The organism is Fibrobacter sp. UBA4309 (assembly GCF_002395745.1).
In the GTDB taxonomy this organism is placed as follows: Bacteria; Fibrobacterota; Fibrobacteria; order Fibrobacterales; family Fibrobacteraceae; genus Fibrobacter.
On record NZ_DGUN01000078.1, the window covers coordinates 78,334 to 105,218 of the forward strand.

Sequence of the window (26,885 nt, forward strand, 5' to 3'; positions counted from 1 at the left end):
ACCCCAGAAACTGTTTAGCCCTGCGAAGTCTCGGCGAATTTCAGGTTTTCGTAATTCTTGACAGCAAGGTTCAGGCGGTATTCATTGGGGAAAAGGCAGACGAGGTTCCTTTCCTTGTCCATCATGCAGTCCATCGCGTATTCCTCGGCGAACTTGCCCAGGTCCTTCTCGGGGCCGGTGACCCAGCGGATGCCATGAGCCGGAACGCGGTCGAGTTGCACGTCGGCGCCGTATTCGCTCTGCAGGCGGAACTTGAGCACGTCGAACTGCAGCTCGCCCACCACACCAATCACAGGTATCGCGGACTTGAGCGGTTCATAAAGCTGCGTCGCGCCCTCTTCGCTGAGTTCAGCAAGGCCCTTCGCCATCTGCTTGCTCTTGAGCGGGTTCAAAAGCGTCACGCGGGCAAAGTGTTCCGGGGCGAAGTCCGGGATGCCGGTGAAGTTGATCTTTTCGCCGTCGGTCAGCGTATCGCCGATGCGGAAAAGTCCCGGGTCGTTGATGCCCACGATGTCACCCGCCCAGGCATGGTCGATGACTTCCTTATCCTTCGCGAGGAACGCCGTCGGGGCGGCCAGGCGGATTTCGCGGCCGGTACGCACGTGAAAAACTTTCTCCCCGCGGGTAAAGCTTCCCGAACAAATTCGCAGGAAGGCCGTGCGATCGCGGTGCTTGGGGTCCATGTTGGCCTGGATCTTGAACACAAATGCGCTGAAGGCATTTTCGTCGGGGCTTACCGGGCGCTTGTCGGTCTCGCGCACCATCGGGGGCGGCGCAAGCTTGGCAAAGGCGTTCAACAGCTGACGCACGCCGAAGTTGTTCACCGCGGAACCGAAGAACACGGGGCACATCTCCCCCTTCAGGAACTTCTCGTGGTCGAACGGGTCCATGCCGCCGGTGACCATCTCGTATTCTTCCTTGAACTGGTTCACCCAGTTCTCACCGCACATTTCAACGAGGCGCGGATCGTCCGGGCCTTCCATCTGGATGATTTCCTGGTGGCCTTCTTCCTTGTTGAAGGTATGGAAGGTGTTCTCGGCGATGGAATAGACGCCCTTGAAGAGCTTGCCCACGCCAATCGGGAGCGTAAACGGCGCCGTCTTGATATGGAGTACGTTTTCAATCTGGTCGAGCAAGTCGAGCACGTGGCGGCCATCGAGGTCCATCTTGTTGATGAACGTGATAATCGGGGTGTGGCGCATGCGGCACACGTCCATGAGCTTGATGGTCTGCTTTTCCACGCCGTTCACGCTATCGATAAGCACGAGGGCGGCATCCACGGCGGTCAGGGCGCGGTAGGTGTCTTCGCAGAAATCCTGGTGCCCCGGGGTATCGACGAGGTTGAACATGCAACCTTCGAACGGGAAATTCAAAACGGAACTCGAAACCGAAATACCGCGCTGTTGCTCGATTTTCATCCAGTCGCTCACCGTGTAGCTGCGGTTCGCCTTGGCGCGCACGTGGCCCGCCTCGCGGATGACGTTCCCGTACCACAGGAACTTTTCGGTGATGGTGGTCTTACCCGCGTCGGGGTGGCTTACGATGGCGAAAGTGCGGCGTTTTTCGATTTCTGCGTTCATAAAGAGTCCCGTTTTTTACGCCGCCAAATATAGAAAAATGGATGCTAGATGGCGGGTCAGGCCCGCCATGACGATGATTACCTGTGATGGTACGGGTGGTTCTGCATCACCATCTGAACGCGGTAGAGCTGTTCGGCAAAAAGCACGCGGGCGTGGTCGTGCGTAAACGTAAGCGGCGAAAGCGAAAGCAGCAAATCCGCCGTCTTCTTCAAATTTTCGTCGATGCCGTAGGCAGACCCGATCAAGAACACGATATTGCCCGGAAACCGGTCGCGGAGCGTATCCGAGAGCTTCACCGTGTCCATGAGCTTGCCCTCTTCGGAAAGGATGACGCGGCGGTATTCCGACTTCGGAAACTTCTTGTCAAAAAGTGACGCTTCTTGCGCCAGCGCCTGAACGCGGTCGTCGATTTTCGATTCCTTGAGTTCCACGACCTCGAGCGGGTAGACTCCCCCACGCAGGCGCTTCACGTACTTGTCCACCTCGTCCGCGATAAACGGCGAGCCGGCCTTACCGAATACTGCTAGAACCCATTTCATATTAGACGAAAGACGAAAGACGAAAGACGATAGAAAAACTTGTTAGACGATAAGAAAACTTGTTAGACGAAAGACGAAAGGAAAAGACTTTAGACGAAAGAGAAACACCTCTACAACATCATATATTTTTTTATATGGAGTACTCATACCTAAAATCTTTCGTCTATCGTCTACCAGCGCAGCGGTCTTTCGTCTATCTCCCTACGCTCAGGCGTTCAATAAGGAAACTCGGCATGCCGGCCTTCTTCATGCGCTCCTGCGTCTGGAAAACGTCGTAATCGACGCGAATCAGCCGTACGCACTTGGTCTCGGTATCGAGCAGGCACCAACAGGCGCGCGGATCGCGGTCACGCGGTTGCCCCACGCTGCCCACATTCACCAGCAGGCGTTCCGTATCGGCAATCACGTATTCATATTCGTCCAGGATCTTGGGAATCGCCATCGGACGGCTAGCGACAATCACCGGGCTGTGCGTGTGGCCGACAAAGCAGTAGCGGCCCGTAAAATGGTCAAACGCGTCAAGCGCGCCTTCCAAATCGGTGATATACACCCAATCGGCCGGAGAAAGCGGAGAAGCATGCACAAACGTGATATCGTTTTCTTCGTATATGTACGGCAACGATTTCATGTAGGCGACAGACTCCGCACTCAAGTGCTTCTGCGTCCACTCGATAGCCTGCTTGGCATACGGATTGAAGCCGACGCTCGATTCGTACTTGATGCCCACGCTATCGTGGTTGCCGATAAGACATACATCCATATTTTTCCGTGCCAACTGGACGCATTCGTCCGCATCGACACCGTATCCAACCAAATCCCCAAGGCAAATTCTCTTTTCGACACCGTTTTCCTTCATGGACTGGAGGACGGCCTCAAAAGCAACGGCATTGGAGTGTATATCAGAACATATTCCGTAAAGCATAGCGAAAAATTTAATAATATCCCCAATAACTAAGAACAAGGAACTATTAACTATTAACTATATTTGCGCCCGTATGGAAACTGTTCAAGACAAGCTCAAGGTCAGCATTGCGTATACCCTCAAAGAAATGACCGGACGCATTCTGGAAGAAGTCCCTTCTTCACATCCTTTTGTCTATATCCACGGCTACGAAAACATCATCCCCGGCCTCGAAACTGCCCTGGAAGGCAAAAAGGTCGGAGACTCCTTTACCGTAGAAATACCCTACAAGCTGGGTTACGGCCCCTACAGGGACGATCTTGTTCTCCAGGTTCCCAAGGCGGAACTCCAGGAAGTCGGTGAACTCTGGCTCGGCATGGAACTCGAAATGTTCCAGGATGGCGACATCCGCGAATTCCAGTTGCCCGACACCGCCGACGAATTTTGTGACGACCTGCATCTCGACGAAGACGAAGAAACCGACGGCATCTACGTAGTCAAGGAAATTTACAAGGACACCGTCCTCGTAGACGGGAACCACCCCTTTGCCGGAAAGGACCTGATATTCGAAGTCCAGGTAGTCTCCATAGACTCCCCCAGTTTTACCGAACTCGAAAGCGGTTTCCCGGACGGCGAGTTCGACGACGAATCGTTTGACGAAGATTTTGGAGAAGGTTACGACTCCGACAACGACAACTACAACAGGAGATGGCGCTAATGGCATCGATGGACGAACTCAAGAAAGCGGCTGGCGTACGTGCCGCCGACATGATCAAGGACGGCATGACCGTGGGGCTCGGTACGGGTAGTACCGCCGCACACATGGTGAACCGCCTCGCCGAACGCATCAAGACCGAAGGCCTCTCCGTCACGGGCGTGAGCACCAGCTGGAGCACCACGCTGCAGTGTCGTAGCCTGGGCATCCCGCTCAAAGAAATGGGCGAAGTCAGCCACCTGGACATGGTGATTGACGGTGCCGACGAAATCGACGACCAGAGGAACCTGATCAAGGGCCGCGGTGCCGCCCACCTGCTCGAAAAGATTGTCGCCTCCATGACCGACAACTACGTGATTATCGCGGACAGCGGCAAGAAGGTGAACAAGCTCGGCGAAAAGTTCGCCGTTCCGCTCGAAATCATTCCGGGAGCCATCGCCGTGGTGACCGAACGCGTGAAAAAGCTGGGCGGAGACCTCAAGGTGCGCATGGGCGCTCCCGGCAAGGACGGCCCGGTGATTAGCGACAGCGGCAACCTGATTGCAGACGCCAAGTTCGGGATTATCGAAAATCCGGACAAACTAGCACGCGACCTGGAACATATCGTAGGTATCGTGGGCCACGGACTTTTCGTGGGCATGGCCACCAAGGTGATTCTCGCCGACGCCGAGAAAGGCCTAGTGGAATTCTAGTCCAGGCAATCCGTTTAAGAAACAGAAAGCCTCCGGTCAAAAGACCGGAGGCTTTCAATTTTTGCGCATTCGCGCGTGTTATCGCGAATTAGGCTTCGTCGTCAGCGAGTTCCGGAGCCTTCTTGATCACGTTGCGACGGCCATAGCGGACCTTGGCGGGATCAAAAGTGGTTTCGGCAACTTCGACAGGCGCTTCGGCAGCAACAGCCGGAACGGCAACCGGAGCAGGAGCAACGGGAGCGGCCGGAGTTTCAACCGGGATACGCGGTGCGAGCGGACGACGGGCTTCTGCAGCGGGGGCTTCGGCAGCAGCGGGAGCTGCTTCGGCGGCAACGGCGGCAGCAGGAGCTTCGGCATTGTTGAATTCACGACGCGGGCGATCCGGACGGCCTTCACGGCGGTCACGGCGAGAACCACGGTTCTCACGCTGTTCGTTGCGGTCACGGTTCTGACCCTGCTGGGCCTGGCCGTTCTTTTCACCGCGGTTTTCTTTATTCTGACGATCCTTATTGCGATTGTCCTTGTTGTTGCGTTCCCCACGCTGGGCCATTTCCTGGGCGCTAACGGCGCGACGGGAATTCGGCTTCAGGTTCATGTCCGGGGTGAGCTTTTTAACAATCGGGGTATGGAGATTGTCGAGAATCTTGCTAACCTTCGAGAGGATAACGATGCACAGAATCACTGCGATGAGTGAAAGTGCGAGAGCAATGTATTCCATCTAGGCACCTCATAAGTAAGGGTTAATCCACAACTGCAAGCTGGAAAAGACCGGCAGAAGGGGTGATTGCGATTTTTTGGTTGATTTGGGCCATCTTAATAGCGTCTCATCGAGACTTGACGGCCAGGGGGGACTCCTATCCGGCGGACCTGGTCCAGCTCAGGAAATCGGAGCAAGCCGGTTTTCGCCGCAGCGACAAACCGAGAGGGGGCAATCACGGGCGGAAATTTAACAAAATTTTGTGTCAAAAAACGTTATACAAACGCTTTTTCAACAACTTTTTCCATTTTATCGGCCATGGCGTCCCAGCTCATGGCCAAAGCGCGTTTTTTCGCGTTATTTTGCAATTCCTCGAGGTGGTTCCGGTCGTGCAAGACAGCCGCGGCCTTCTGGCAGAACCCTTCCGGATCGTCATTTTCGTACAGGAGCCCGGTCACGCCGTCCACGACGGAGTCCTTGAGGCCGGCCACGTTGTTGCTCATCGAGATGGTCCCGCAGAGGTTCGCCTCGATATTGTTGATGCCCCAGCCTTCCTTGAACGAGGGGTTTATAAACAGCGAGGACCTGCTCAGGAGGTCACGTTTCTCGTCTTCGGAGACGCGGCCCAGGAACTTCACGGAGTCGCGCACGCCAAGCTTATCGACCAGCTTCTCGAGTTCGGCGCGGTAGTCCCCGCCACCGGCCACCTCGAGCACGATTCCCGGAACGAGTTCGCGCAGGCGCGGCATGGCGTTGATGACAAACTGTGCGTTCTTGTACTTCATGAGGCGGCCCACGTAAGATATGACCGGAGGATCGGCCTTCGGCTGGGTCGGCTTGAAGTATTCGGTATCGATACCCGGTTCCACCACCTCGGTCCACTTGGACTTGATGCCCATGTCGGCAATCTCGTCGGCGGTGCTCTGCGAAATGGCGAGGAACTTTTCGCCCTTGTAGAACAGCGCGACGGCACGTTCCATCAGGTACACGTACAGCGCCATCGGGAAAAACGCCTCGCGGAAGATGGACTTGCGGAAAAAGTGCATCACCATGTGCAGGCGCTTCGTCTTGGTCCCGAGTTTTGTGAAGAACGGAATCTTGTTCAGGTCTTCGACGATAAGGTCGTATTCCTTCTGGTGCTTGCGGGCGTAGAAAAATGCGGAATAGTTGAACAGGAACTTGTTACCGATACGGATGGTACGCATGCCATCCACGGTTTCTTCGTCGGGCAGGCCCTTCACGCGGTGCGCAAGGACCGTCACCTCGTAGCTGCGCGCATTGAGCCGCTTGAAAAGTTCATGGAAATACAGTTCGGCGCCGCCCGCTTCCGGGTTCTTGATATCGCGCCAGTTGATAAGCAAAATCTTTTTCTTTTCCACGTTACAACCTAATTTTTATCCGCGTGTAATATACAAAAATATTCCCGCATCATCCTTGAGCAAGCGCGCGCATCCTCGCTACCGCTTCCTTGAACTGCGCCGGTTCCTGCAACAGAGAGACCACCACCCAGCCGTCCTCGTCGAAGTCGAAGAAGAATCCCGGTTGCACGAGCACGTGCTTTTCCTTGAGCAGGCGGAGCGTGAGTTCCTCGTCGTCTTCGCCCAGGCGGACTACCGCATACCAGCCGCCGAGAACCTCGGGGCAGTACTTGGAGGGGAATGATTCGCGGAGCGTCTGCCAGTTTTGCAAAAGGCGTTCCTTGACACGCGATTCGTAAGCCGCGGCCTTGGGCAGCAGCGAAATGCCAAGTGCCTGCGCCGGGGCGGATACACTCAGGTAGGCGTCTTCCACAAACTCGAGTGCCGCGCGAATTTCTTCAAACTTTTCGCGGGGTGCGTAGAAAGCCATCCAACCGAGCTTGAGCTGCGGGGAGCCCACGGCCTTGCTCAGGCCGTTCAGCCAGAAGATGGGGCACTTGGGGCCGCCTTCGGGAAGGTTGATGAAGTCGCCGCCTCCCGCATCCCATATATTACTTTCGTCTATCGTCTTTCGTCTATCGTCTAATGCATATTCCCAACTGCGGCGGACCTCCGGCGAAAAACCGTAATCACCGAAGACTTCGTCCACCACGAGGATCAAGTTGTTCTCTTCGCAAAAATGAACAGCCGCATTCCATCCTTCGCGGGAGACGCAATGCCCCGTCGGGTTATGCGGTGAAACGAGCAGCAGGATTTTCGCACGCTCCGGCGCGGCCAGCAGGCTGTCGGTATCAAGCACGAAACGGAATTCTCCCCCGCAAGTCTTTCGTCTAAGTTCAAGGAAATACGGTGCGCATTCCAGATGTTCCAGCTGGGCAAGCGTATCGAGCAGCGGATAGCCCGGCATCGGCGTGAGGATTACGTCGCCCGGGTCGCAGAACGCCTTGAACAAGACGGAATAAGCTTCGCTCGTACTCGCGGTAAGGATAATCTGTCCCGCATCAAAGTTGCCGCCACGTTCGCGGTAATATTCCACCACCGCCTCGCGCGCCGACTTCCAGCCCGCCGCATCTGGATTCCAGCAACCGAAAGATTCGCGACCTTCATCAACCGCCGCATCCAAGTCAATCGGTAGTCCCGCCTTCACCGGGCTGCTTACCGTCATATCGATAAACGGCGCAGACTCAGCCTTCGCGCGCTCCAGTTCGGCAAAGAACGGAGACGGAGAAAGGTCTTTAGGCAAGCGGGAAGAAAGCATAGTGAGTGGTTAGTAAACCGTGGCTAGTGGTTAGGAATGAGGCTATTGGGGTTAGTAAAAATTTAGAAAACAAAATCGATTCACCAAGTAGTGTACAAGCACTAGTCCTTTATGCAACGGACTGAGAACGCTTCGTTATCATCCCACCAATATGAATTTACGAAAAAAGTATCATACGACATATCAATCGCGATGCGCAGCCCTTCGCTATGATCGTCGCGACACCAGAAATAGGTTTCACGGCCCGCATTCTTAAATCCTGGACCCGACATACGATACCCCGCAGGCAATGCCGTAAAACAGGTCGCATTGGTCGAAGCCGGCAAATAGACATCTCCGTGAAAAGGCTTGGTATAAGGTTCCCAGCCTTCGGTGGCCTTTAACGCAAATGGCGCCATGTAGTAAGACCAATCTTCGCTTTCTTCGTTTATCCTTTCAGACAAGGGCCTCATGAGAATGTCAAATTCTTCCCTGGTAGGCAGATGGTATCCAGCAGGGCACGCTTCGTCAGCAGTATAGTAGGTATAGAGCCGTCCGTATTTTTCACAGCTATCCAAACTGTTCATGTAACAGAAACTGGAATCCATCTCATAGTTCAGATTTTCGGCCATCCATACCTGGTCACCGATTTTTATTGTCTTGTAGGTCTGTCCGTCACGCTCATCAAGCAAAGTTCCAAATTCGCATTCGGTCGGATCCTGTGGCAACACCGTCTGGGAGTTCGACGAACCTTTCGAGCTGCTACTGAATTTCGCGAAAGAACTGCTGCTAGGCACGTCAACGGGTTCGCTTAGCCCCTGTTCTATGCCAGCAGATGTCTCGCTGTCACCGCAAGCGCCGAAGAAGAACGCGAAAAAAAGGAAAGCAAACGAAATATGCTTACGCATAAGATCCACCTCCACAATGGGCTTAACGAAGTTATTTTTTGCGTTTTTTGATAAAGCTTGCAAGCACGACCGCGATGAGGATTCCGGCAGGGAGCACAATCGCGATTGTCAACAGGATGAGTTTCTGGAAATCGGAGAGTCCCTTCATCGATTTCTTGAAATCCTTGAACTTCGCGATCAGTCCGGGTTTCTTGCCGCCCGAGGTAGAACCGTCGGCCTCCTGCCCCAAGTCCTCGGAACCCGCAAAAGCCGCACCCTTCGGAATCATCGCATATAGCTTGGACACGGATTCCTTGACAGGCGCGACAAATCCATTCAGCTTACCACGGTACTTGTCGTAGTGGCGCTTGAAAGGGCGTGTCAGCGGTTCGAGCATGGGGCCTCCGAATTATTTTTTGTACAGCAGGTTCACGCCACCGAAGAGGGCACGCATGTTGGCCTTGAGCGTATCGCTACTGACACCGCGGCCTTCGACCTCGGTATCGCCCGCCTTCAACAGCATGCGGCTGAGACCACGGCCCGCCCACAGCTTGTCCTTCTCGGGAACGACGAGCTGGCGGTACTTCACGAGTTCCACAGGCATGCCGATTTCGCGCATGAGCATGAGGGCGGCCTCGATCGGGCCTTCTGCCGTAATAGACCTCACCAGCGCCTCGCCATCCTTCTTGAAGTGGAAAATGAAGCGGTTCTCGTCGGGGATGACCTCAATGTTGTTGAACACCAGGCGACCGTTCACGTTCACGCGCTGCTCGCGGAACACGTCCAGCACGCGCTCGGCACTGAGTTCGCCTTCCTTTTCACTGTAGGACTTCAGAATCGGCTGCAGTTCGGCGGCTTCGGCAAGCGTCATCTTGTAGCCGAACTTCGTGATAATCTCGTACACGGCGGTGCGGCCGCTCTGGCTCGTGAAGCTCAGGGTGTCGTTCTGGTGGCGGCCGATGATGGAATAGTCGATCGGGCGGTAGGCGCCCTTCTTCATATCCTTCGTCTTGGAGGCGCCATCCTGGTGGATGCCGCTACGGTGCACGATGGCTTCGGCGCCGATCAGCGGGGCGCGACTATAAATGCTGATACCCGACCACTGCGAAATCAAGATGGCCGTCTCGTAGATGCGTTCCATGTGCAGTCCGGTCTCTACGCCGGAATTGTGCAGCGCGACCGCGACTTCGTAAAAATTCGTATTGCCGCAGCGTTCGCCGAGGCCGTTCAGCGCGACTTCCAGCTGGGTAGCACCAACGAAGAAGCTTTCGACGGTGGCGGCAGTCGCCATGCCCAAATCGTTGTGGCAGTGCACCGAAATCGTGATGTTCTTAGGCAGAGCCTCGTACACCTGCTTGATCTGGTTCACGTACAGCGAGGGACGGTAACGTTCCACCGTGTTCGGCAGGTTGATGGTCGTCGCACCGGCTTCGACCACGGCCTTCAGCACGTCAATCACGAAATCCATGTTCTCGAGGCAGTCGCCGAAGTGCTCGGCACTGAATTCCACGTCGCCCTTGTCACCCACGAGCGACTTGGCAAACTTCACGCAGTGAACCGCCTTCTCCTTCACCTGTTCGGGGGTCAGGTGCAGCACGTGCTCCATCGAGAGCGGGCTTGTCGCGAGGAACGTATGGATACGCGGGTGCGGCGCAAACTGCACAGCCTCCCAGCAACGCTGGATATCGCTTTCCACGCAGCGGGCCAGGCCCGAGACAACCACGCGCTTTGCCACCTCGTTGCCTTCCTCGGCCATCTTCGCGGTGAGCTGCGCCAGTTCCTTGCACGATTCGAAGTCCATCTCGGACGAAGCCGGGAAGCCGACTTCGGCACCCTGCACGCCAAGTTTCAGCAGCTGCAGGTAAACGTCCTTTTTCTGGGCGTTGTTCCAGGGCTTCGGGAGCGCCTGGTTGCCGTCACGCAGGGTGACATCGTAAAAGAAAGGTTGTCTGTTCGCCATATCGGCACTTACATTGCTCATTTTTTATCTCCTTGCCGGCTTCCATGCGCCGCAAAGTCCTTTTTCCTGTTCAAAAATAGCATTTTACCATAAAAAAGAACCCGCTTCGTCACGGAAGCGGGCCTTTTAAGTTAATTCCTATTCAAAACGAAATAGCCTAAAACCTCGCTCCGTGGGCGATACCAAGTAGAAGTCGAAGGTTAAGGTTCTTTCTCATGCTATAGAATATACAAAGTTTCGTGTGGAATGGCAAGGTACCGGTTTCGGGATGCCCGCGACTAGCGGATTTCCCAGATGTCGTTCGGCAACTTGCCGATATCCCGGAAATCCAGTTCGCCGCCATTCGAAGCCGAAGAAACGTTCACCAGGCGCGCAAGCGGCTTGCCCGCACGCTCGATGACTATTTCTTCTTGCGAAAGCGAGACCTGGTTCAGCAAGTTGCCGAAATTCTGCCTCGCCTCCATGGCGGTAACGGTCTTTGCCATAAGGTTACTTCGCGGGCTCAGCGGCAGGGGCGGCAGCCGGTTCTGCAGGAGCAGCGGCCGGTTCAGCGGCAGGTGCTTCGGCGCCTTGCTGCAGGGCCTTGTCCTGGATGACGAGGTCCACGCGGCGGTTCTTCTGGCGGCCTTCCTTGGTGTTGTTGTCGGCAATCGGCATGGTCATGCCGAGACCCGTGGCGGTCAAGCGGTTTCCGTCAATGCCCTGCTCCACCAGGAACGCCTTCACATTGTCGGCGCGCTGCTGAGAGAGCTTCATGTTGTGGTCCGCAGAACCCGTGTTGTCGGTGTTGCCTTCAATGGACACGTTAAACTGCTGGTACACCGAGAGGATGCCAGCCACCTTGGCAAGGCTCGTCTTCAAGTCCTGCTTGAGGGAAGCCTTGTTCACGTCAAAGAGGATGTCGCTCATGGAGAGAATAATGCCGCGGGCGTCCTTGGTCACCTGGATCATCTTAGACTGGAGCTCGTTCAGCTTGTTCATGGCTTCGGCCTGGCGGGCTTCGGCCTTGGCGCGTTCTTCGGCGAGAGCCTTCTTTTCGGCCTCGAGCTGCTTCTGGAGGTCAGCCTGCTGCTTCTGGAGGTCGGCTTCGCGTTCGTTGGCGGCCTTGAGGGCGGCTTCCTTGGCGGCAGCTTCGGCCTGGAACTTTTCCTGGTTCTGCTGCATTTCGGCCTGGAGGCGGGCTTCCTGGTCCTTCATCTTGGCCTTTTCGGCTTCGAGGTCGTTCACCTTGCCGCTACGGGCCTGGCCAATCTGTTCCTGGATAGCTTCGATGGAGCGGGCCGTGGCGGCACGCTTTTCCCAGTTCTCGGCCATGTGGTTGCGGAGAGCCTGCGTTTCGGATTCCACGCGGACAATCTGCACGTACAGGGAGCACGATGCAGCAAGCGCAATGGACTTCGCAGATACCGGATCGTCTTCGACGGCGGCCTTGAGGTCTGCCGCGACACCTTCCGCTTCGACAGCAGAAAGCTTGGCAGAGACTGCGTTGGCAGGCATCTTGGACTTCACGACATCGAGAGCGTCACGGCACATGTCGTACAGGGACGGGATAGAAGATTCTTCTGCGGCAAAGGCAGAACCGAGTGCCAGTGCACCGAGAGCGAAAAGCTTATTCATTTTCATTACTTGGCCCCCTTCGTTTCCTGGTCCAGAATGCTCTGGTAGATCAACTTGCGTTCCACGTCGTTGCGGAGTTCCTTTTCGACGCGTTCGTCTTCTTTCTTAACCGCATCGCGTTCGGCATTCGCAATCGCGAGCCTGTATTCGAGAGCGCTCTGTTCGGCAAGAGCGGCAGCCTCTTCTTCTTCGCCATCGGCGAGCTTGGCCTTTGCGGAATCGAGTTTCACCTTGGCGGATTCAGTCTTCGACGCATCGACCTTCGCTTCGTCGGCGACACTCGCCGTAGATTCGGCAATGGAAACGGACTTGTTGGCATTCACACTTCCGGCACAACCGGACAGAAACGCAAGAACAGTCACAGCAAGGCACGCTGCAAAAATTCTGGATTTCATCGCATACTCCTTATAGTGGTATTCAAATCGCTGAAAAGAATATAGTAAAGAGGCCCTGGCCTGACCACAAGCCCCTGACAAACCTGCGATTCAAGCCACCATTTTCAATTTCTGTAAAGAAAAATTTTTCTATTGTTTCGTCATGGAGCAGCCCATACGCACATACTCGGTCTTGCAGTACATGACCTCCATCAGCAACAAGCTCAAGGGCACGCCGCCCGTCTGGGTCCACGGAGTCATTACGCAAATCGCCGAAAAACAGAAAATCGTCTACATGAGCATCGCCGATTTTGCCGAAGGCGACGTGAAACCCATCGCGACTATCGCGCTCAGCTGCTTCGCGGGCCAGTTCGCCGCCCTCCGCCAAAAGACAGAGAACGCCCCCACGCCGTTTACCATCAAGGAGCAGCTCAAGGTCTGCCTGCTCATCCAGGCCGACGTGTACATTCCCTTCGGCAAGCTACAGGCGAAGGTCCTCGACATCGACCCTGTCTACACGCTCGGCGAACTCGCCATCACCAAGGCGGCCATCCTCAAGAAGCTCGCCATCGAAGGCCTTCTCGAAAAGAACAAGTCCATACCGCTCCCGCCCATGCCGTTGTGCGTAGGGCTTATCACCGGCGAAGGGACTGCCGCCTACAAGGATTTCACCACGAGGCTTGCCGCCTCCCCCTTCCGCTTTAGCGTTGTACCGGCGTATGCCAAGATGCAGGGGAACGATACGGAATCCAGCGTCATCGCCGCACTGGAATCCCTGACCGCCAACCCGGAAATCGACGTCATCTGCATCGTGCGCGGAGGCGGTTCCAAGACAGACCTGAACTATTTCGATAGCGAAGCTCTCTGCCGCGCGGTCGCGAACTGCCACATTCCCGTATTCACGGGCATCGGTCACGAAATTGACAAGAGCCTGCTCGACGAAGTGGCGAGCGTCTCTTGCATTACGCCGACAGACTGCGCCAAGCGCCTTGTAGAACGGGCGACAGAGGGTTGGAACAGGCTGGAGCAATGCGCTCTCGATGTCGTAAACTGCGCCAAGGAAAAACTGGCCGAAGAAAAATCCTACCTGACATCGCTCGGGACGCAGTTGCAACGCGGAGTCATAACGCGCCTGCACCGCGAGAACGCGCTGCATATCCAAATCTGTACGTCGCTAAAGAAAGACATCTCGTTTATCGTCAAAACCGAATTCGAAAGGCTCGACCGGAACGAAGAAGGCCTGCGGCAAGGTTCCCGCAAGATCCTGGACCTGGAAAAGTCAAAATTCGATCTAACGGAAACCCGCGTCAAGGCGGTCGACCCGCAGACGATTATCGCGCGAGGCTACACGCTCACGCTCGACAGCAACGGCAATTTTGTACGTAACGCCAGGCAGCTAAAAGAAGGCGACGTATTAAAGACGAAATTTAGCGACGGTTCCGTAGAATCGCGCGTTACCGGTGTTCATTCGAACTAGGTTCGAGCCCGCGGAAAAATTCCAGCCCGGCGAGACGGTCCCTTAAGAGCAGGATAGCGGCCCCGATCATGTAGAGGCTGCCCGTAATGAGGAGCGGCGTCCCGGAATCGGCGGCGGCCTCCATGACCTTCTCGACATACTCGCCAGAGAGTTCTGCGGCGCTGGCCGTCACAAGCCCGGCGTTCTGTAGCTCCGCCTGCAAGTCTTCGAGTTCGCGGAAACGCACGTAAGGCGTCTTGGTGACATGCCAATGCGAAACGTACGGAGCCATCAGCTTAAGCATCTCCCCCACGTCCTTGTCCTTGAGCGCCCCGAAAAGGCAATGGAACTTTTGGCCGGGGTAATACTTGGCCAGGGTTTCGACTAGGCGACGCACAGCATGGGAATTGTGCGCCCCGTCCAGAATGACCCGGACCTTGCCCGTAACATCCGTGAGTTTCTGCATGCGGCCAGCCCAGGAGCGTGTTGCGAGAATCTTGAGTGCCAGGGCGTCATCGTAGTGGCCGCCGTTACTTTGTATAAAGCACGATGCCGCCGCGAGCGAAAGGCTCGCATTCTCGACATAATGACGTCCCAGGTTCAAAAGCTCGATATCGTCGCGGATTTCAGGGACAATGCATTCAGCACGATGCGAAGCGGCAAAGGCCTGCGCTTCAACAAGCAATTTTTCGGAAAGGCCACCAACAACAAACGTCTTGCAGCGCGACGCCCTGGAATCGGCTTCTACTACGGCCATCTTTTCTTTGAGAATCGCTTCTTCGGTAGGGCCCAGGACTTCGGTATGTTCAAGCCCTATGCTCGTAAGCACGGCGATATCGCCGCACGCCACGGCGGTACTGTCCAGGCGGCCGCCCATGCCCGCTTCCATCGAGACCACGTCTACGCCGTTCTCCGCGTAATAGAGGAATGCGACAAGCGTCAAGACTTCGAAGAATGTCGGCTCTAGGGAAGCCCCGCACGCGGCCGCCTTTACGCGAAGGAGCAACCGTTCCAAATCGGCTTCGGGAATCGGTACGTCGTCTATGCGAATGCGTTCGCGCAGGCTCACCAGGTGCGGACTCGTAAACAGGCCCGTCTTGTAGCCGTGCGCCTGTAAAATTCCAGCAAGATAGTAACTCGTGGAACCCTTGCCGTTCGTTCCGACGACATGGATAGTACTGAATTTCTCTTGCGGGTTTCCAAGCGCCTCGCAAAGCTTGCGCGTCGATTCGAGTCCAGGAACCATCCCGAACATCAGGCGCGACTCAAGGTATTCCATACCGGAGGTTTGCATGCGCCAAATATAGTTACTGGGGCCGCTGCGCGGCAGTTCTGAGTTCCATTAGGAGTTACTAGTTCCGAGTAACTATTTACTATTATTTTCATCAACCTCTTTACAATTCCTATTGCCTATATGTTTAACGCTTTTAAGCCAATGCGCCGTGCCGTCATTTTTTCGCTTTCCCTGATTGCGCTTTTCGCAACATTTTCCGAGGCGCGCGTCGATCCCGAAGCACCGCCACAGCACTACAACTACCGCGACGCAAGCAAGCAATTGAGGCGCGTGTACTACGGCGAACTGCAAGAAACGCTTTACTGCGGCTGCAAATACAACGACAAGAAGAGCGTCGATTTTTCTAGTTGCGATTTCAAGCCGCGCGACAATCCCAAGCGCAAGAGTTTCAAGCGCGCCGAAAAAATCGAATGGGAACACATGGTGACCGCGCACAACATGGGGCACTTTCTCCCCTGCTGGAAAGACGGCGGACGCAAGAACTGCAGCGCGAACGACACGACCTTCAAGCTGATGGAAGGCGACATGCACAACCTTTGGCCCGCTATCGGCGAAATCAACGGCGACCGCAGCAACTTCATGTACAGCCAGTGGACCAACAATCCCGAACCGATGTACGGCAACTGCAAAACCATCGTCGACTTCAAGGAAAAGAAGGCGCAGCCCCGCAAAGAAGCCCGCGGCATCGTCGCCCGTGCCAGTTTCTACATGGAAAAAACTTACGGCGTAAAGTTATCGAACCAGGACCGCAAGCTCTTTGAAGCCTGGGACAAGATGAACCCCGTCACCGAAAAGGAATGCGAGCGCGACCGCCGCATATTCAAGGTGCAAGGCGACCACAATCCGTTCGTCTACGAGAAATGCCCGCAGTAGCTACATCCAGCCGCGGTCGGAAGTACCGGAAATACCGCGAATCTTGAGGTCGAAATCGTCCTTGTTCGTCGCGGCGTTCATCGCAGTCTCGAGCGTAATCTGTCCACTCTGGTACAAATTCAGCAAAGCCTGGTCGAACGTCTGGCTGTGATACTGCATGTGGCCTTCGGCAATCGCCTGTTCCACGAGTTCGAGCTTATCCTTGTCGCGGATGTATTCCTTGATGGCAGCCGTATTCACGAGCACTTCGGCAGCGGGAACTCGTCCCTGTCCATCGGCAGTCGGCAACAGGCGCAGCGAAATGATGCCCGCAAGGACTTCGGCCAGCAGCAAGCGGATTTCATCGTGCTGGTGCGGCGGGTACATCGAAAGCACACGCTGAATCGTTTCGGTAGCGTTCGTCGTATGGATAGTCGCGAACACCATGTGGCCCGTATCGGCAGCGGTAAGCGCAATCTGCATCGTTTCGAGGTCACGGATTTCGCCCACGAGGAGCACGTCCGGATCCTGACGCAGGGCGGCACGCAAGGCGTTCGCATAAGAAAGCGTATCCACGCCGATTTCGCGCTGCGAAATGATGGCCTTTTCGTCCCTGTAAAGGTATTCGATCGGGTCTTCGACCGTAATGATGTTGACGGCTTCGCGCTGGTTGATGTAATCCAGCATGGAAGCAAGCGTCGTCGACTTTCCGGAACCGGTCGTTCCCGTCACAAGCACCAGGCCGCGGCGGGTCAAAGCCATATCGCGGATAATTTCGGGCAGGTGAAGTTCCTCGAATGCGGGGATCTTCGCCTTGATATGACGAATCACCACGGCAATCGTACCGCGCTGGCGGAAAACGTTCACACGAAAACGGCCCATGTCACGGGCGCCCACGGCAAAGTCGCATTCCTTATTTTGTTCAAAACGCAACTTCTGGTCGCGGTTCATGATATCGTCCAGGAAGGAATCCATCATGCCCGGGTCCACGCGGGTTTCGAAAATCTTGGTCAGCGCACCATTGATGCGGTAAATCGGCGGCACGCCCGTCCTGATATGCAAGTCGGACGCCTTGTGCTCGACCATCGCTCGCAAGAGCTGTTCAATCTTCAAATCAGCCATTCGACTCGCCTCCGAACTTTTCGCGGTACACCTTCTCTATTTCGGCGAGGCGGGTCGTAATTTCTTCGTTGTCCGGTTCCTTGCGGGCCAGATCCTGGTAGATATCCAAAGCCTTTCCGTACAGGCCCTGCTCGAAATAGATTTCGGCAAGCGTCTTCGTGTTCAGGCTTTCGTCCAGGTCGGTAGCACCGCGTTCCAGCGGAGCAGAAGGATCCTTGATAAGACCGCTGGAGACCTCGTCGTCGGAATCATCGGACATCAAGAAATCAACGCCCTTGTTGCCCGCGGCAGATTCTTCGGGCAGGGAATCGTCATCGGATTCGAACAGGCCCTTGAACGCACCGTCCACGGCACTTTCGAGAGACTTCGTGTCGACAGCGGCAGGAGCTTCCTGCACGGGAGTTTCTTCTGCAGAAGCCTGTTCGGTCTTTGCAGCAGCACCTTCTTCGGGAACTTCATCTTCACCGAAGAGCATGTTGAAGGACTTGTCCAGGTCGGCTTCGAGAGAAGCCTGCTGCAGCGGGGCTTCCTCGACGGCAGCACCCGTATCTTCCTGGGAAGGTTCGGCTTTTTCTTCGTGCTTCACTTCCGGGATGTCGAGATCGTCATCGTCGTTACCGAAGATGCTGTTGAGTGCGCCACCCATTTCCTTCGCAAAATCTTCAGTTTGATCCTTGGCCGGTTCCGGTTCCGGAATTTCCAGTTCAGTTTCCGCCTGACTCACCTGTTCGGCGAGAGTTTCTGCGGGCTGTTCCAAGGCAGGTTCGGCAGCCTGTTCTTCTACAGGCTTTTCTTCGGGAACTTCGTCTTCGCCAAAGAGGGCGTCAAAGGCGCTATCGACGCTGAAAGGCTTGTCGTCTTCCGTTGCAGCCACAGCGGGCTCTTCGGCCGCGGCGGGTTCCTCCAAGGCAGGTTCCGCCTCGAGCGGTTCTTCCAGGGCGGGTTCAGCCGGAGCTTCTTCGGCAGGCCTGGAATCAAAATCTGCAGACTTCTCGAACAGGGAGTCTTCCGGCTCCGCGGCAGAAGGTTCGTCGCTCTTGAAAGCAAAATCTTCCGCAGACTTTTCGAACAGGGAATCTTCTTCGGCAGACTTCTCGAACAAGGAGCTTTCCGAAGATTTTTCAAACAGGGAATCGGCAGCCTCGGCAGGCTGTTCGGCAGCGGGCTGTTCGGCGACGGGCTTTTCTTCGGGAAGTTCATCTTCGCCAAAAATGTCGTTGAACGCGCTGTCCACGCTCTGCGGCTTGTCTTCGGCCACCGGTGCGGGCTGCGGGTTTTCTTCGGGAAGTTCATCTTCGCCAAAGATGTCGTTAAATGCGCTGTCCACGCTCTGCGGCTTGTCTTCGGCCACCGGTGCGGGCTGCGGCTTTTCTTCGGGAAGTTCATCTTCGCCAAAAATGTCGTTGAACGCGCTGTCCACGCTCTGCGGCTTGTCTTCAGAAACGGCTTCGTCTCCGAACACGGTCTGTGCAGAGGACTTGTCCGCAGCGGGTTCATCGTCCAGGGACGTCGGCAAATCCAATTTTGCAAACGGAGAGAGCGGGGCTTCCGGTTCGAGGTCGTCGGCTTCGCCGAACATGTCGTTGAAAGCGGCGCCCACGTCGTTGCCGGAGACTTCTTCGTCTGTCGGGAAAACTTCCGGAGAAGAAGGCTCGTCGCTCATCATATCCTGCATCACGGAATCCAGGGAATTCTGGAGGGTATCCATGGCAGAGTCGTCACCGCTGTCCATCGAGGCCGAAAGCGAAGCAAATGCGGCGAACGGATCGTCTTCCGTAGCGGAATCGTCACCCGCAACGTCTTCCGTAGCGGCAGTTTCGGTGCCTTCGGCAGTTTCCGTTGTAGCAGTTTCGGCAGAAGCGGCAGGCGTTTCGGTCGCACCGAAGTCATCGGGCATGGCAAAATCGGCATCCGACATAGCTGCGGCACCGGCCACGGCGGCAGCTTCGGCCACGACATCTTCTTCTACATGGTCATACTCTTCTTTCCAGAACGTATCGAGCGGGTCCATGTCGTGCACGCGGCGGTAGCACTTGTTACGCTCGTTCTCGTTGCCCAGCTGTTCGTAGGCATCGCCCATACGCTTCTGCGCCGAAAGGCAGAACGGGTCGAATTTCAGGGCTTTCTCGCATTCCGCGATACATTCCTCGAATTCACCCTTCTGGAAAAGAATCATCGAACGGACCAGCATGGCGGGAACATCGTTCGGGTAGAAAGTCAATCCACCATCCACACGGGCAAGCGCGGTTTCCAGGTCACCCGACTCACGTTCCAAGTCGGCAACCCAGGAGAATGCCTGGGACCTGTTCTTCTTGCCAATGCTCTTTTTCAGGGAATCTAACAAAGCGGTAGCCATTTATGCCCCCACGGGAAGAAGGATAGCTTCATCGGACAGCAAAACGGGAATGCCTTCGCGGACCGGGTAGGCACGTTTGCCATCCGCCGAAACAAGGGCTTCTTCCATTTTTTCCGAAACAGTTTCGCCGGCGGCGTTCTTGAGGGTCCCTGCATCAATCGCCCGATTGAGGGACTGGAGGCAGGAGTCGTCGGCCAATTTCAAAGATGCCCGAGTTACGGGGCAACAGAGGATATCCAAAAGATTCGTATCAAACATAAGACCTTTATAATCAACCACTTAGATTATAAGGTAAAAATAACTTCATTTTAAGGAAAGGGGTCGTCCCCTCTGCCAATTAATGCAAGTATTTCAGGTTTACGAGGGCAAAATTGCCGTTTTTCCCGTTCCCGATGAGCAAATAGACCTTCAATTTGAGCTTTTCGAGCCAATCGATGTCAAAATCCTCGCGATATCCCGAAAAATTGGACACCACGAGCAGTTCACGGCACCCGGTCCTGTTGCAGATGGATTCCATATCCGAAAGCGGTCCCAGGAGGTGCTGGCGGTTTTCTTCGCTAATCTTTTCGGGCTCACCGCTCACGCAGCCAAGAATCTCGATACCGGGAATAACGTTATAGCTATCAAACCAGGTGGTCAGGGAATCCTCGCGGCCACCGAGCAGAATGGAACGGTGACGCTTTTTGGCAAAGATACGGTAAAAATAGTTTATCCAAAATGCGATACGGCGCCATGCGAAGAGGGCTAGCGGGATGAATAGAACGGAACTCACCACAAAAACGGCTAGACCCGGGAAATAAGGTATGCCATCTACGGCATCGCCAATGGACGGACGTCGCGTAAGGTAAGCGAAAGTCTCGTAGCCCGCAATCGCGAGGATATTCAGCGGCACTAAATAGCGCAGGAACTTTTCTCCCTTGAGGCTGGATTCCGTATATTCCCCGCGAAAAATAAGGAACACCATGTTCACAAGAGCAACGACACCAACAAGCCTCCAGTCCATATACATGGAGAAGTCACAAATACCAGAATCAACAGCGGAAGCGGCGTTGCTCAGACCAACAAACGCCCACAAGGCAACCACGCCCAAATCGAGGAACATCTTCCAGAACTTCGGGATAAGGCGCGAGAACATGCCCACGTACGCCGCGAACAGGATACCGAACGACACAAGGAAATTGGGAATGACGTAAAGATCCCTGTGCTTTTTCACAAAGATAAGCATCGCCTTGTAGAAGTCCACATAGGACCCCCAACGACGCGTACGGCAGCTCTGGCCCTTGAAATGCAGGATATTTGTCGAAGGCGTATAGTAGTTCTTGAATCCCGCCGCCTTTGTCCTGAAACAAAGATCCAGGTCTTCGCCGTACATAAAGAAGTCTTCGTCGAAACCGTTCAGGGATTCGTACAGTTCGCGCTTGATGCAGAAGAACGATCCACTGATGGCGTCCACCTCGATCATCTCGTCGGGATCGGCATAAGTCATGTTGTAGCTGGCGAGCAGCTTGTTCTTCGGGAACATCGTCGCAAGCCCGATGGTCTTGGATACAGCCGAAATAATCGTCGGGAACGACCTACGGCAAGCCCACTGGATGGAACCGTCTTCGTTCAAGATGCGGCAGCCCACGGTACCCGCATCCGGATGGCTTTCCATGAACGCGAGCATCTCGCGGAAAGAATCCCTGGAAATAACCGTATCGGGATTGATAAAAAACAGGTAGGGCTTGGTCGCCTGCTTTTCGGCCAGATTGCAGCCCTTGCCAAACCCCAAGTTTTCCTTGGAATCGAGCCAAAGCACTTCCGGGAAATAAGCCTTGATTTCGGGGAGAATCGGGTCCTTCGATCCGTTATCGAGCACTATAATCTGCGCATCGATACCTTCGCAAGCGTCGCGAACCGACTTCAAGCAAGCGGGAATAAAGTCGCAGGAATTATAGGCAACGATGATGATGGAACAGGAGTACATTTTGGAACTAGGCGAGCCCGAGTCTCAGTTTGAGGACGAGGAAGAATGCTTCGGAAATAATGCCACCGCTCATCTTGGAAGTGCCGCGGGTGCGGTCCGTGAAGACAATGGGGATTTCCTTGACGCGGAGTCCGCGCTTCCATATCTTGAATGTCGTTTCGATCTGGAAACAGTATCCGTCACTCTTCATCTTGTCGAGGTTCAAGGCCTGCAAGGCCTCACGGCGGAAGCACTTGAAACCGCCCGTCGCATCGCTAATCGGGAGGCCCGTCACGATACGGGTGTAAACGTTCGCTCCGTAGCTCAGGATAAGGCGGCGCAGGTCCCAGTTCACCACGCTAATGCGGCGGTCCAGGTAACGGCTGCCCAGGACCAGGTCCGATTCTTCTGCAGCTTCAAGGAACCTGTTCAAATCCGTCGGGGCATGGCTGAAGTCGGCGTCCATCTCAAAGACACGCTCGTAATCGCGTTCCAACGCCCACTTGAAACCCAGGACGTATGCGGAACCGAGTCCCATTTTACCCTTGCGGCGGACAAGATGGATGCGAGGATTCTTTTCGGCTTCGGCCTGAACCATGTCGCCCGTCCCGTCCGGGGAACCGTCATCCACCACCAGAATGTCGATGCATTCATTCTGTTCCAGAATGGCAGACATGATAAGAAGGATATTTTCCTTCTCGTTGTAGGTCGGGACGATTACCAAGCTCTTAGGATGCACCATAATGAAAAACTCCATCCATAATCTACAAATCAAACATCTCGCAAAGTATCCGAAATCGGGAAACTCTGCTTTTTATTGCCGACCATCATCTCGCCAAGCAGGCCAAGAGAGCCGAACTGGACGCCCATCACGAGCGAAAAGCCGCCCGCCAGGAGCAACGGACGCACGTGCATGGCGCCGGTCTGCAGCCATTCGTAGCCAAAGTACCCGCAAACGCCGAGTCCAAGCATCACGAAAATCAGCCCGACAAGGCCAAAGAAATGGAGCGGTTTGGCAGAAAAACTGCGCATGAACATGAGCGAGACGAGGTCCAGGAATCCCGAAACCAGGCGCGAAACGCCGTACTTGGAAACCCCGTGGACGCGGGCGCGGTGCGCGACCGGCATCTCGGTGATACGGAAACCCTGCCACTTGGCCATCACCGGGATAAAGCGGTGATAGTCACCGTAGAGTTCGATATAGCGTACCACGCAGCTGCGGTAAGCCTTGATGCCGCAGTTGAAATCGTGCAGGCGCTTGCCGCATACGGCCGAGACGGTCAAGTTGAAAAGCTTGGACGGGAGCGTCTTGTGCCACGGATCCAGGCGACGGACCTTCCAGCCCGAAACAAGGTCATAGCCGTCTTCAAGAATCTTGATCATCTTGGGAATTTCAAGAGGGTCGTCTTGCAAGTCACCGTCGAGCGTCGCCACGTACTTGCCCTGGGCCTTGGAAAAGCCCAGCGCAAGGGCTGCAGCCTTGCCGCAGTTGAACTGGAAGCGGTATCCGCGCAAGAAGGAGTATTCCTTGGAAAGATTTTCCAGGACTTCCCACGTATTGTCGCGGCTGCCGTCATCGATAGCGATGACTTCGTACGTGAAGCCGGTCGGTTCCATGGCGGCGACTATTTCTTTCAACAATTCCGGAAGGTTTTCGCTTTCTTCCTTGACCGGAATGACCATGCTTAAATCCATCATGACCTCTAAACTAGTTCGCCGAAGCGACCACCGGGGCTGAATCCACGGCAGCGGAATCCACCTTGGCGGAATCCGTTTCGGCGCGTTCTTCTTCTATCTTAATGGGATCTTCCGGCATCTGCGAAATCTGCTGGACACTCATCTGCAAGCGGGCACGTCCACCCTCGTCAAAGGCGGGAACCATCTTGAGACCGCGTTCGAGCACTTCGAGGGCACCCTTCTTGTCGCCACCCACCTCGTAGATAAACGCGGCCGCCCAGTAGTTACGCCATTCACGCGGGAACTGCTTCATGCCGAGTTCCAGATACTTGATCGCCGTGGCAGAAAGGCTATCCAGCTCGGCCTTCTTGGCGGCCGTGAACGGAGAACTCTGGCGGAGGGCGCCCATCTTTTCGCGAATGGCGAACGAAATCTGCAAGTACAGCGAGACATAGCTAGAAAGGAGACGTTCCGTTTCAGAATTGATATAGGCCGTTCCGTCGCCGAGGCCGCGGAACTTGAACGTGCTGTCGATGAGATTTGCCGTGAAGGTCTCGTCAAAAGAACGTTCCCTCGGATTAAGGTCACCCTTCACAAGGTTGTACACGAGGCCTTCCTGGACCATGTACTTTTCGAGGCCCATGAAGTTCGAAGTACCGACCGTCGTAGAAATTTCGATAGGCTTGTCCATGTTCTGCAGGGCAAGGTCGATGACGAGCTTATGCTGCGTGAGCATCATGCTGCTGCGGGTGCGCTTGGCCCATTCGTGGAAAGAATCCCAAACCTGGTAATGCACCTTGAACTGGAACAGCTTGGCGGAATCGGCAGCGGAAAGCTGCTGGCCTTCCATCTGGTCAATGCGTTCCTTGAGGCGCGGCATAAGCACTTCGGCCCTCTTGACCCAGGTAGCCGTAGCATGGTTCGGGTTAGCGGCGCTGCTGTTGTCGAGCACCATGTCGCGGTCGATGGCGGCCTTGTCGTAGCTCAGCTTGAGGATAGGCTCGTTGTCGAGCATCTGCTTGATATACCAGTCGGTATTGCCGAGCGAGAGGTTCACCACGCGCACGTCCTTGCGGATACCGGCCACTTCCTGAGCAAACCACAGCGGGAAGGTGTCGTTGTCGCCGTTCGTAAAGAGAATGGCGTTCGGGCGGCAGCTGTTCAGCAGGTTGTAGGCGTAATCCCAGGGAACCCAGAGACCAGAGCGGTCATGTTCCTCGTAGTTCGAGATGCAGGGCACCGCAAAGGACACAATCGCGAGCAACGCGGCAAGCGGAGTCGCAAAGGCAACCGTCGTCGCCGTCGTGGCGCAGGTCAGCACCAGGATACCGGCACCGACACCAAAGATAAGGCTCATGAAAATGAAAGCCGGCGTATAGAAATAGTCACGTTCGCGGACTTCCATGTGGACCGCTTCCGGGAACGGTGCACGCTGGCCGGCCTGGGCAAAGGCGCTTTCGATCTTGCTCCAGTTGCTCCATGCCGTAGAATTCTGCAAGTCCGAAACTTCGCGTTCGTACTTCGCGATCTTGTCTGCCGGGGCTCCCCTACGACGGAGGACATCCGCACTGATCTTGGCGCGTTCGATCTTCTGGCGCAAGTCGATCAGCTCGTTGGGATCCGGGAGCGAAGATATGTTCGCACCGCTGCGGTTCAGGTCGGCCACGTTACGGCTCATCACGGAGACCCAGTAATCGTGGTCGCGCTGTTCCATGCGGGAACCGTCGGCAAAGTTGATGTAGAACAGGAGTCCCAGGGAGCAAAGGGCGTAGAGGACGCCCATGTAGATACCCACATGGCGGTTACGCTTGCCCGCATAAACGCAGACCATCACCAGGAGGCCGTTCATGATGAGGAAAATGAGGAACTGCGGAAGGAATTCGTCGCCCATGAAGCTCATCTGGGTCGGGAACTTGAATCCGAAGCGTTCAATCGGTTCGTTCTCGGAAGCGTCGAACGTATAGACTCCGTTCGCGTAGTTCACGCCACCCACCTTGTAAGGCAGGTACTGGGCCATCTGGTAGCCACCATAGCTCATGCTCGGGAAGGCGAGCACCTGGTGCGCAAGCTGCGAGCGGCGGTAGAACGCGCGGGTGAGCATGCTTTCGGAACCGTACTGCTTACGTTCCACGAAGTTGTTGAAGGCTTCCCAGTTTTCGCTCTTGAACAGGTTACCGAGCTGCAGGTTGCCCTGGTCGTCGCGGATGTTGATTTCGGGATTGTTCTCGTCGATAATCGGGTTCAGTTCGGAACGGATAGGAATGTAGAGGTGCGTGCTGTAACCGATCAGCGCAAAGAACGCAAATGCGAGCGAAAGACGTACGGCCTTGTTCACGTTAGCATTGAAGGGCTTCGCCACGCTCAACACGGCGAGTACGACCAAACAAGCGAGAGAAAGTTCGATAAAGGCAGACACCATGTAGATGACGGAACAAAGCAGCACACCCGTGATCCAGATGGGAATGCGTTCCACAATCTTCCTGGGCTGGGCAACGAGCAGGAGCACGAACACGGCCGGAACCGTAAGCATCGTGTAGAGGTGGGCACCCACGCCGAGGAAAGCGATGTAGCAGATAAAGATAAGCAGGCGGTCGCTACCCTCTTCGTCCCTCTTGTTGTACCAGATGAGACCGAGGTAAGAAATGAGCATCAGGATGAACATGGCGATGCCGTAGACTTCGGCTTCGACCGCGTTGAACCAGAACGTATCGGAGAAGGTCAGGAGGAAGCCTGCCACGAGGGCGGCAGTGCCGAGCACGATGGTGCGCACCTTCTCGGAAATCTTCTCGGCGAGGCTGTCGCTCTTGAGGACAGTGGCAAGGAGTTCCCATGCGAAGAGGGCTGTCAGGTAGACCGTCGCGGCGGAGCTCACCACGGAGATGTAGTTCACGCGCTTCGCGATTTCACCCACGAACGGGAGCAGCACGATGACAGCGCGGGCCAGGAACACGAAGAAAGGCGTTCCAGGAGGATGCGGAATACCGAGCGTATTGGCGCAAGCGACAAATTCGCCGCAATCCCAGAAGCTCACTGTCGGAGCCATCGTCATCATGTAGACAATCAGCGCCACCAAGCTGGCGACACCCGCAAAGATATGCTTCAACCACTTTTCCTTAATCACGATTACGATTCCTTCTTTGTAGGTTTAGTAACAATTCCTTTTTTCTGCATGAAACCGGCCAAGAGACCGTTCACGAACGAGCCCGATTCTTCCATGCTGAACTTCGTTGCAATTTGGACTGCCTCGGAAATGGCGACCTTGGTCGGGATATCCGGAACATAGAGAAGCTCCACCATCGCGATACGGACGACAATCCTGTCGATTTTCGCTATGCGGTCGATTTCCCAGTGTACGGAAGCAGCCTTGATTTCTTCGTCGAGTTCTTCGCGGTGCGCTTGCACCAGGTCGACAAGTTTCATCCCGTATTTTTTCTGATCATCGTGGATGGGCTGCGAATCGAGGACTCCCGGAAGGGCCTCCCCTGCAGTCTGCCCGGCAACTTCCATGGAGTAGAGCAGCTGCATGGCAAAAACGCGCGCGGGTCTGTAACTTATTCTCGGCATAA

At 55.3% G+C, this 26,885-nt stretch carries 25 protein-coding genes; 4 read left to right on the top strand and 21 right to left on the bottom strand.

Annotated features, from left to right (window positions below; all coding sequences use genetic code 11):
• Window positions 1–14: 14 nt before the first annotated feature.
• The 3 genes from B3M32_RS11705 to B3M32_RS11715 form a co-directional block, all read right to left on the bottom strand.
• Entirely contained in the window at window positions 15–1,580 is a 1,566-nt protein-coding gene (locus B3M32_RS11705; RefSeq protein WP_290747104.1) for a peptide chain release factor 3, read from the bottom strand.
• 77 nt (window positions 1,581–1,657) lie between these two features.
• Window positions 1,658–2,119 carry a 23S rRNA (pseudouridine(1915)-N(3))-methyltransferase RlmH gene (locus B3M32_RS11710; protein WP_290747105.1) on the bottom strand — a complete coding sequence of 154 codons (462 nt, stop codon included), beginning with the start codon at window positions 2,117–2,119 and terminating at the stop codon, window positions 1,658–1,660.
• A 193-nt stretch (window positions 2,120–2,312) separates the two neighbouring features.
• Window positions 2,313–3,041: a metallophosphoesterase family protein gene (locus tag B3M32_RS11715; protein WP_290747106.1), complete on the bottom strand. Its 729-nt coding sequence runs from the start codon at window positions 3,039–3,041 to the stop codon at window positions 2,313–2,315.
• Window positions 3,042–3,114: 73 nt separating this feature from the next.
• On the opposite strand from B3M32_RS11715, the gene B3M32_RS11720 reads away from it, so the two are divergent.
• Both B3M32_RS11720 and rpiA read left to right on the top strand, forming a co-directional pair.
• Window positions 3,115–3,738 carry an FKBP-type peptidyl-prolyl cis-trans isomerase gene (locus B3M32_RS11720; RefSeq protein ID WP_290747107.1) on the top strand — a complete coding sequence of 208 codons (624 nt, stop codon included), beginning with the start codon at window positions 3,115–3,117 and terminating at the stop codon, window positions 3,736–3,738.
• The gene (gene rpiA, locus B3M32_RS11725) at window positions 3,738–4,427 is read left to right on the top strand and encodes a ribose-5-phosphate isomerase RpiA (RefSeq protein ID WP_290747108.1); all 690 of its coding nucleotides are present in this window, start codon (window positions 3,738–3,740) and stop codon (window positions 4,425–4,427) included. The genes B3M32_RS11720 and rpiA overlap by 1 nt, the downstream gene beginning before the upstream one ends.
• A gap of 88 nt (window positions 4,428–4,515) precedes the next feature.
• Here rpiA and B3M32_RS11730 read toward each other — a convergent pair whose 3' ends face one another.
• From B3M32_RS11730 to B3M32_RS11770, 9 genes are all read right to left on the bottom strand, one after another.
• Entirely contained in the window at window positions 4,516–5,145 is a 630-nt protein-coding gene (locus B3M32_RS11730) for a hypothetical protein (RefSeq protein ID WP_290747110.1), read from the bottom strand.
• 254 nt (window positions 5,146–5,399) lie between these two features.
• Window positions 5,400–6,503, bottom strand: a complete 1,104-nt coding sequence (locus tag B3M32_RS11735; protein ID WP_290747112.1) for a glycosyltransferase family 4 protein — start codon at window positions 6,501–6,503, stop codon at window positions 5,400–5,402.
• A 49-nt stretch (window positions 6,504–6,552) separates the two neighbouring features.
• The gene (locus B3M32_RS11740; protein ID WP_290747114.1) at window positions 6,553–7,800 is read right to left on the bottom strand and encodes a pyridoxal phosphate-dependent aminotransferase; all 1,248 of its coding nucleotides are present in this window, start codon (window positions 7,798–7,800) and stop codon (window positions 6,553–6,555) included.
• Between the two features lie 101 nt (window positions 7,801–7,901).
• On the bottom strand, window positions 7,902–8,687 hold the full coding sequence (locus tag B3M32_RS11745) for a fibrobacter succinogenes major paralogous domain-containing protein (protein WP_290747116.1): 786 nt from the start codon (window positions 8,685–8,687) through the stop codon (window positions 7,902–7,904).
• A 31-nt stretch (window positions 8,688–8,718) separates the two neighbouring features.
• Window positions 8,719–9,063, bottom strand: coding sequence for a hypothetical protein (locus B3M32_RS11750; RefSeq protein ID WP_290747118.1), 345 nt, complete (start codon window positions 9,061–9,063; stop codon window positions 8,719–8,721).
• 12 nt (window positions 9,064–9,075) lie between these two features.
• A complete protein-coding gene (gene leuA2 / locus B3M32_RS11755) occupies window positions 9,076–10,647 on the bottom strand; it encodes a 2-isopropylmalate synthase LeuA2 (protein ID WP_290747120.1) in 1,572 nt (523 codons plus the stop codon).
• A 257-nt stretch (window positions 10,648–10,904) separates the two neighbouring features.
• Window positions 10,905–11,111 (bottom strand): type II toxin-antitoxin system Phd/YefM family antitoxin, encoded by a 207-nt coding sequence (locus tag B3M32_RS11760; protein WP_290747122.1) that lies wholly within the window; start codon window positions 11,109–11,111, stop codon window positions 10,905–10,907.
• 4 nt (window positions 11,112–11,115) lie between these two features.
• Entirely contained in the window at window positions 11,116–12,249 is a 1,134-nt protein-coding gene (locus B3M32_RS11765; protein WP_290747124.1) for an OmpA family protein, read from the bottom strand.
• Entirely contained in the window at window positions 12,249–12,638 is a 390-nt protein-coding gene (locus B3M32_RS11770; RefSeq protein ID WP_290747126.1) for a hypothetical protein, read from the bottom strand. Before B3M32_RS11770 ends, B3M32_RS11765 begins: the two co-directional genes overlap by 1 nt.
• A gap of 142 nt (window positions 12,639–12,780) precedes the next feature.
• On the opposite strand from B3M32_RS11770, the gene xseA reads away from it, so the two are divergent.
• Complete coding sequence (xseA, locus tag B3M32_RS11775) at window positions 12,781–14,094, top strand: exodeoxyribonuclease VII large subunit (protein WP_290747128.1); 1,314 nt, start codon at window positions 12,781–12,783, stop codon at window positions 14,092–14,094.
• Here xseA and B3M32_RS11780 read toward each other — a convergent pair.
• Window positions 14,072–15,367: a bifunctional folylpolyglutamate synthase/dihydrofolate synthase gene (locus tag B3M32_RS11780; protein WP_290747130.1), complete on the bottom strand. Its 1,296-nt coding sequence runs from the start codon at window positions 15,365–15,367 to the stop codon at window positions 14,072–14,074. The genes xseA and B3M32_RS11780 overlap by 23 nt on opposite strands.
• 120 nt (window positions 15,368–15,487) lie before the next feature.
• Between B3M32_RS11780 and B3M32_RS11785 the strand changes: the two genes are divergently transcribed.
• A complete protein-coding gene (locus tag B3M32_RS11785) occupies window positions 15,488–16,240 on the top strand; it encodes an endonuclease (RefSeq protein ID WP_290747132.1) in 753 nt (250 codons plus the stop codon).
• Here B3M32_RS11785 and B3M32_RS11790 read toward each other — a convergent pair whose 3' ends face one another.
• Genes B3M32_RS11790 through nusB form a run of 8 tightly spaced genes read right to left on the bottom strand, consistent with a single transcriptional unit; the run spans window position 16,241 to window position 26,883 of the window.
• Window positions 16,241–17,341, bottom strand: coding sequence for a type IV pilus twitching motility protein PilT (locus B3M32_RS11790; protein WP_290747134.1), 1,101 nt, complete (start codon window positions 17,339–17,341; stop codon window positions 16,241–16,243).
• Window positions 17,334–19,697 (bottom strand): tetratricopeptide repeat protein, encoded by a 2,364-nt coding sequence (locus B3M32_RS11795; protein WP_290747136.1) that lies wholly within the window; start codon window positions 19,695–19,697, stop codon window positions 17,334–17,336. Before B3M32_RS11795 ends, B3M32_RS11790 begins: the two co-directional genes overlap by 8 nt.
• Entirely contained in the window at window positions 19,698–19,976 is a 279-nt protein-coding gene (locus tag B3M32_RS11800) for a Trm112 family protein (RefSeq protein ID WP_290747137.1), read from the bottom strand.
• A 58-nt stretch (window positions 19,977–20,034) separates the two neighbouring features.
• The gene (locus tag B3M32_RS11805; RefSeq protein WP_290747139.1) at window positions 20,035–21,663 is read right to left on the bottom strand and encodes a glycosyltransferase family 2 protein; all 1,629 of its coding nucleotides are present in this window, start codon (window positions 21,661–21,663) and stop codon (window positions 20,035–20,037) included.
• Window positions 21,664–21,670: 7 nt separating this feature from the next.
• Window positions 21,671–22,384, bottom strand: coding sequence for a polyprenol monophosphomannose synthase (locus tag B3M32_RS11810; protein ID WP_290747141.1), 714 nt, complete (start codon window positions 22,382–22,384; stop codon window positions 21,671–21,673).
• A 29-nt stretch (window positions 22,385–22,413) separates the two neighbouring features.
• Window positions 22,414–23,340, bottom strand: a complete 927-nt coding sequence (locus B3M32_RS11815; protein WP_290747143.1) for a glycosyltransferase family 2 protein — start codon at window positions 23,338–23,340, stop codon at window positions 22,414–22,416.
• Window positions 23,341–23,350: 10 nt separating this feature from the next.
• On the bottom strand, window positions 23,351–26,443 hold the full coding sequence (locus B3M32_RS11820; RefSeq protein WP_414655181.1) for a DUF2723 domain-containing protein: 3,093 nt from the start codon (window positions 26,441–26,443) through the stop codon (window positions 23,351–23,353).
• On the bottom strand, window positions 26,443–26,883 hold the full coding sequence (gene nusB / locus B3M32_RS11825) for a transcription antitermination factor NusB (RefSeq protein ID WP_290747147.1): 441 nt from the start codon (window positions 26,881–26,883) through the stop codon (window positions 26,443–26,445). Before nusB ends, B3M32_RS11820 begins: the two co-directional genes overlap by 1 nt.
• Between the last annotated feature and the right edge of the window lie 2 nt (window positions 26,884–26,885).

Excerpts from the sequence above, each read along its gene's own strand:
- B3M32_RS11705 (WP_290747104.1), bottom strand. The coding sequence starts at position 1,580 with ATGAACGCAGAAATCGAAAAACGCCGCACTTTCGCCATCGTAAGCCAC.
- B3M32_RS11710 (WP_290747105.1), bottom strand. The coding sequence starts at position 2,119 with ATGAAATGGGTTCTAGCAGTATTCGGTAAGGCCGGCTCGCCGTTTATC.
- B3M32_RS11715 (WP_290747106.1), bottom strand. The coding sequence starts at position 3,041 with ATGCTTTACGGAATATGTTCTGATATACACTCCAATGCCGTTGCTTTT.
- B3M32_RS11720 (WP_290747107.1), top strand. The coding sequence starts at position 3,115 with ATGGAAACTGTTCAAGACAAGCTCAAGGTCAGCATTGCGTATACCCTC.
- rpiA (WP_290747108.1), top strand. The coding sequence starts at position 3,738 with ATGGCATCGATGGACGAACTCAAGAAAGCGGCTGGCGTACGTGCCGCC.
- B3M32_RS11730 (WP_290747110.1), bottom strand. The coding sequence starts at position 5,145 with ATGGAATACATTGCTCTCGCACTTTCACTCATCGCAGTGATTCTGTGC.
- B3M32_RS11740 (WP_290747114.1), bottom strand. The coding sequence starts at position 7,800 with ATGCTTTCTTCCCGCTTGCCTAAAGACCTTTCTCCGTCTCCGTTCTTT.
- B3M32_RS11745 (WP_290747116.1), bottom strand. The coding sequence starts at position 8,687 with ATGCGTAAGCATATTTCGTTTGCTTTCCTTTTTTTCGCGTTCTTCTTC.
- B3M32_RS11750 (WP_290747118.1), bottom strand. The coding sequence starts at position 9,063 with ATGCTCGAACCGCTGACACGCCCTTTCAAGCGCCACTACGACAAGTAC.
- leuA2 (WP_290747120.1), bottom strand. The coding sequence starts at position 10,647 with ATGAGCAATGTAAGTGCCGATATGGCGAACAGACAACCTTTCTTTTAC.
- B3M32_RS11760 (WP_290747122.1), bottom strand. The coding sequence starts at position 11,111 with ATGGCAAAGACCGTTACCGCCATGGAGGCGAGGCAGAATTTCGGCAAC.
- B3M32_RS11765 (WP_290747124.1), bottom strand. The coding sequence starts at position 12,249 with ATGAAAATGAATAAGCTTTTCGCTCTCGGTGCACTGGCACTCGGTTCT.
- B3M32_RS11770 (WP_290747126.1), bottom strand. The coding sequence starts at position 12,638 with ATGAAATCCAGAATTTTTGCAGCGTGCCTTGCTGTGACTGTTCTTGCG.
- xseA (WP_290747128.1), top strand. The coding sequence starts at position 12,781 with ATGGAGCAGCCCATACGCACATACTCGGTCTTGCAGTACATGACCTCC.
- B3M32_RS11780 (WP_290747130.1), bottom strand. The coding sequence starts at position 15,367 with ATGCAAACCTCCGGTATGGAATACCTTGAGTCGCGCCTGATGTTCGGG.
- B3M32_RS11785 (WP_290747132.1), top strand. The coding sequence starts at position 15,488 with ATGTTTAACGCTTTTAAGCCAATGCGCCGTGCCGTCATTTTTTCGCTT.
- B3M32_RS11790 (WP_290747134.1), bottom strand. The coding sequence starts at position 17,341 with ATGGCTGATTTGAAGATTGAACAGCTCTTGCGAGCGATGGTCGAGCAC.
- B3M32_RS11795 (WP_290747136.1), bottom strand. The coding sequence starts at position 19,697 with ATGGCTACCGCTTTGTTAGATTCCCTGAAAAAGAGCATTGGCAAGAAG.
- B3M32_RS11805 (WP_290747139.1), bottom strand. The coding sequence starts at position 21,663 with ATGTACTCCTGTTCCATCATCATCGTTGCCTATAATTCCTGCGACTTT.
- B3M32_RS11810 (WP_290747141.1), bottom strand. The coding sequence starts at position 22,384 with ATGGTGCATCCTAAGAGCTTGGTAATCGTCCCGACCTACAACGAGAAG.
- B3M32_RS11815 (WP_290747143.1), bottom strand. The coding sequence starts at position 23,340 with ATGATGGATTTAAGCATGGTCATTCCGGTCAAGGAAGAAAGCGAAAAC.
- nusB (WP_290747147.1), bottom strand. The coding sequence starts at position 26,883 with ATGCCGAGAATAAGTTACAGACCCGCGCGCGTTTTTGCCATGCAGCTG.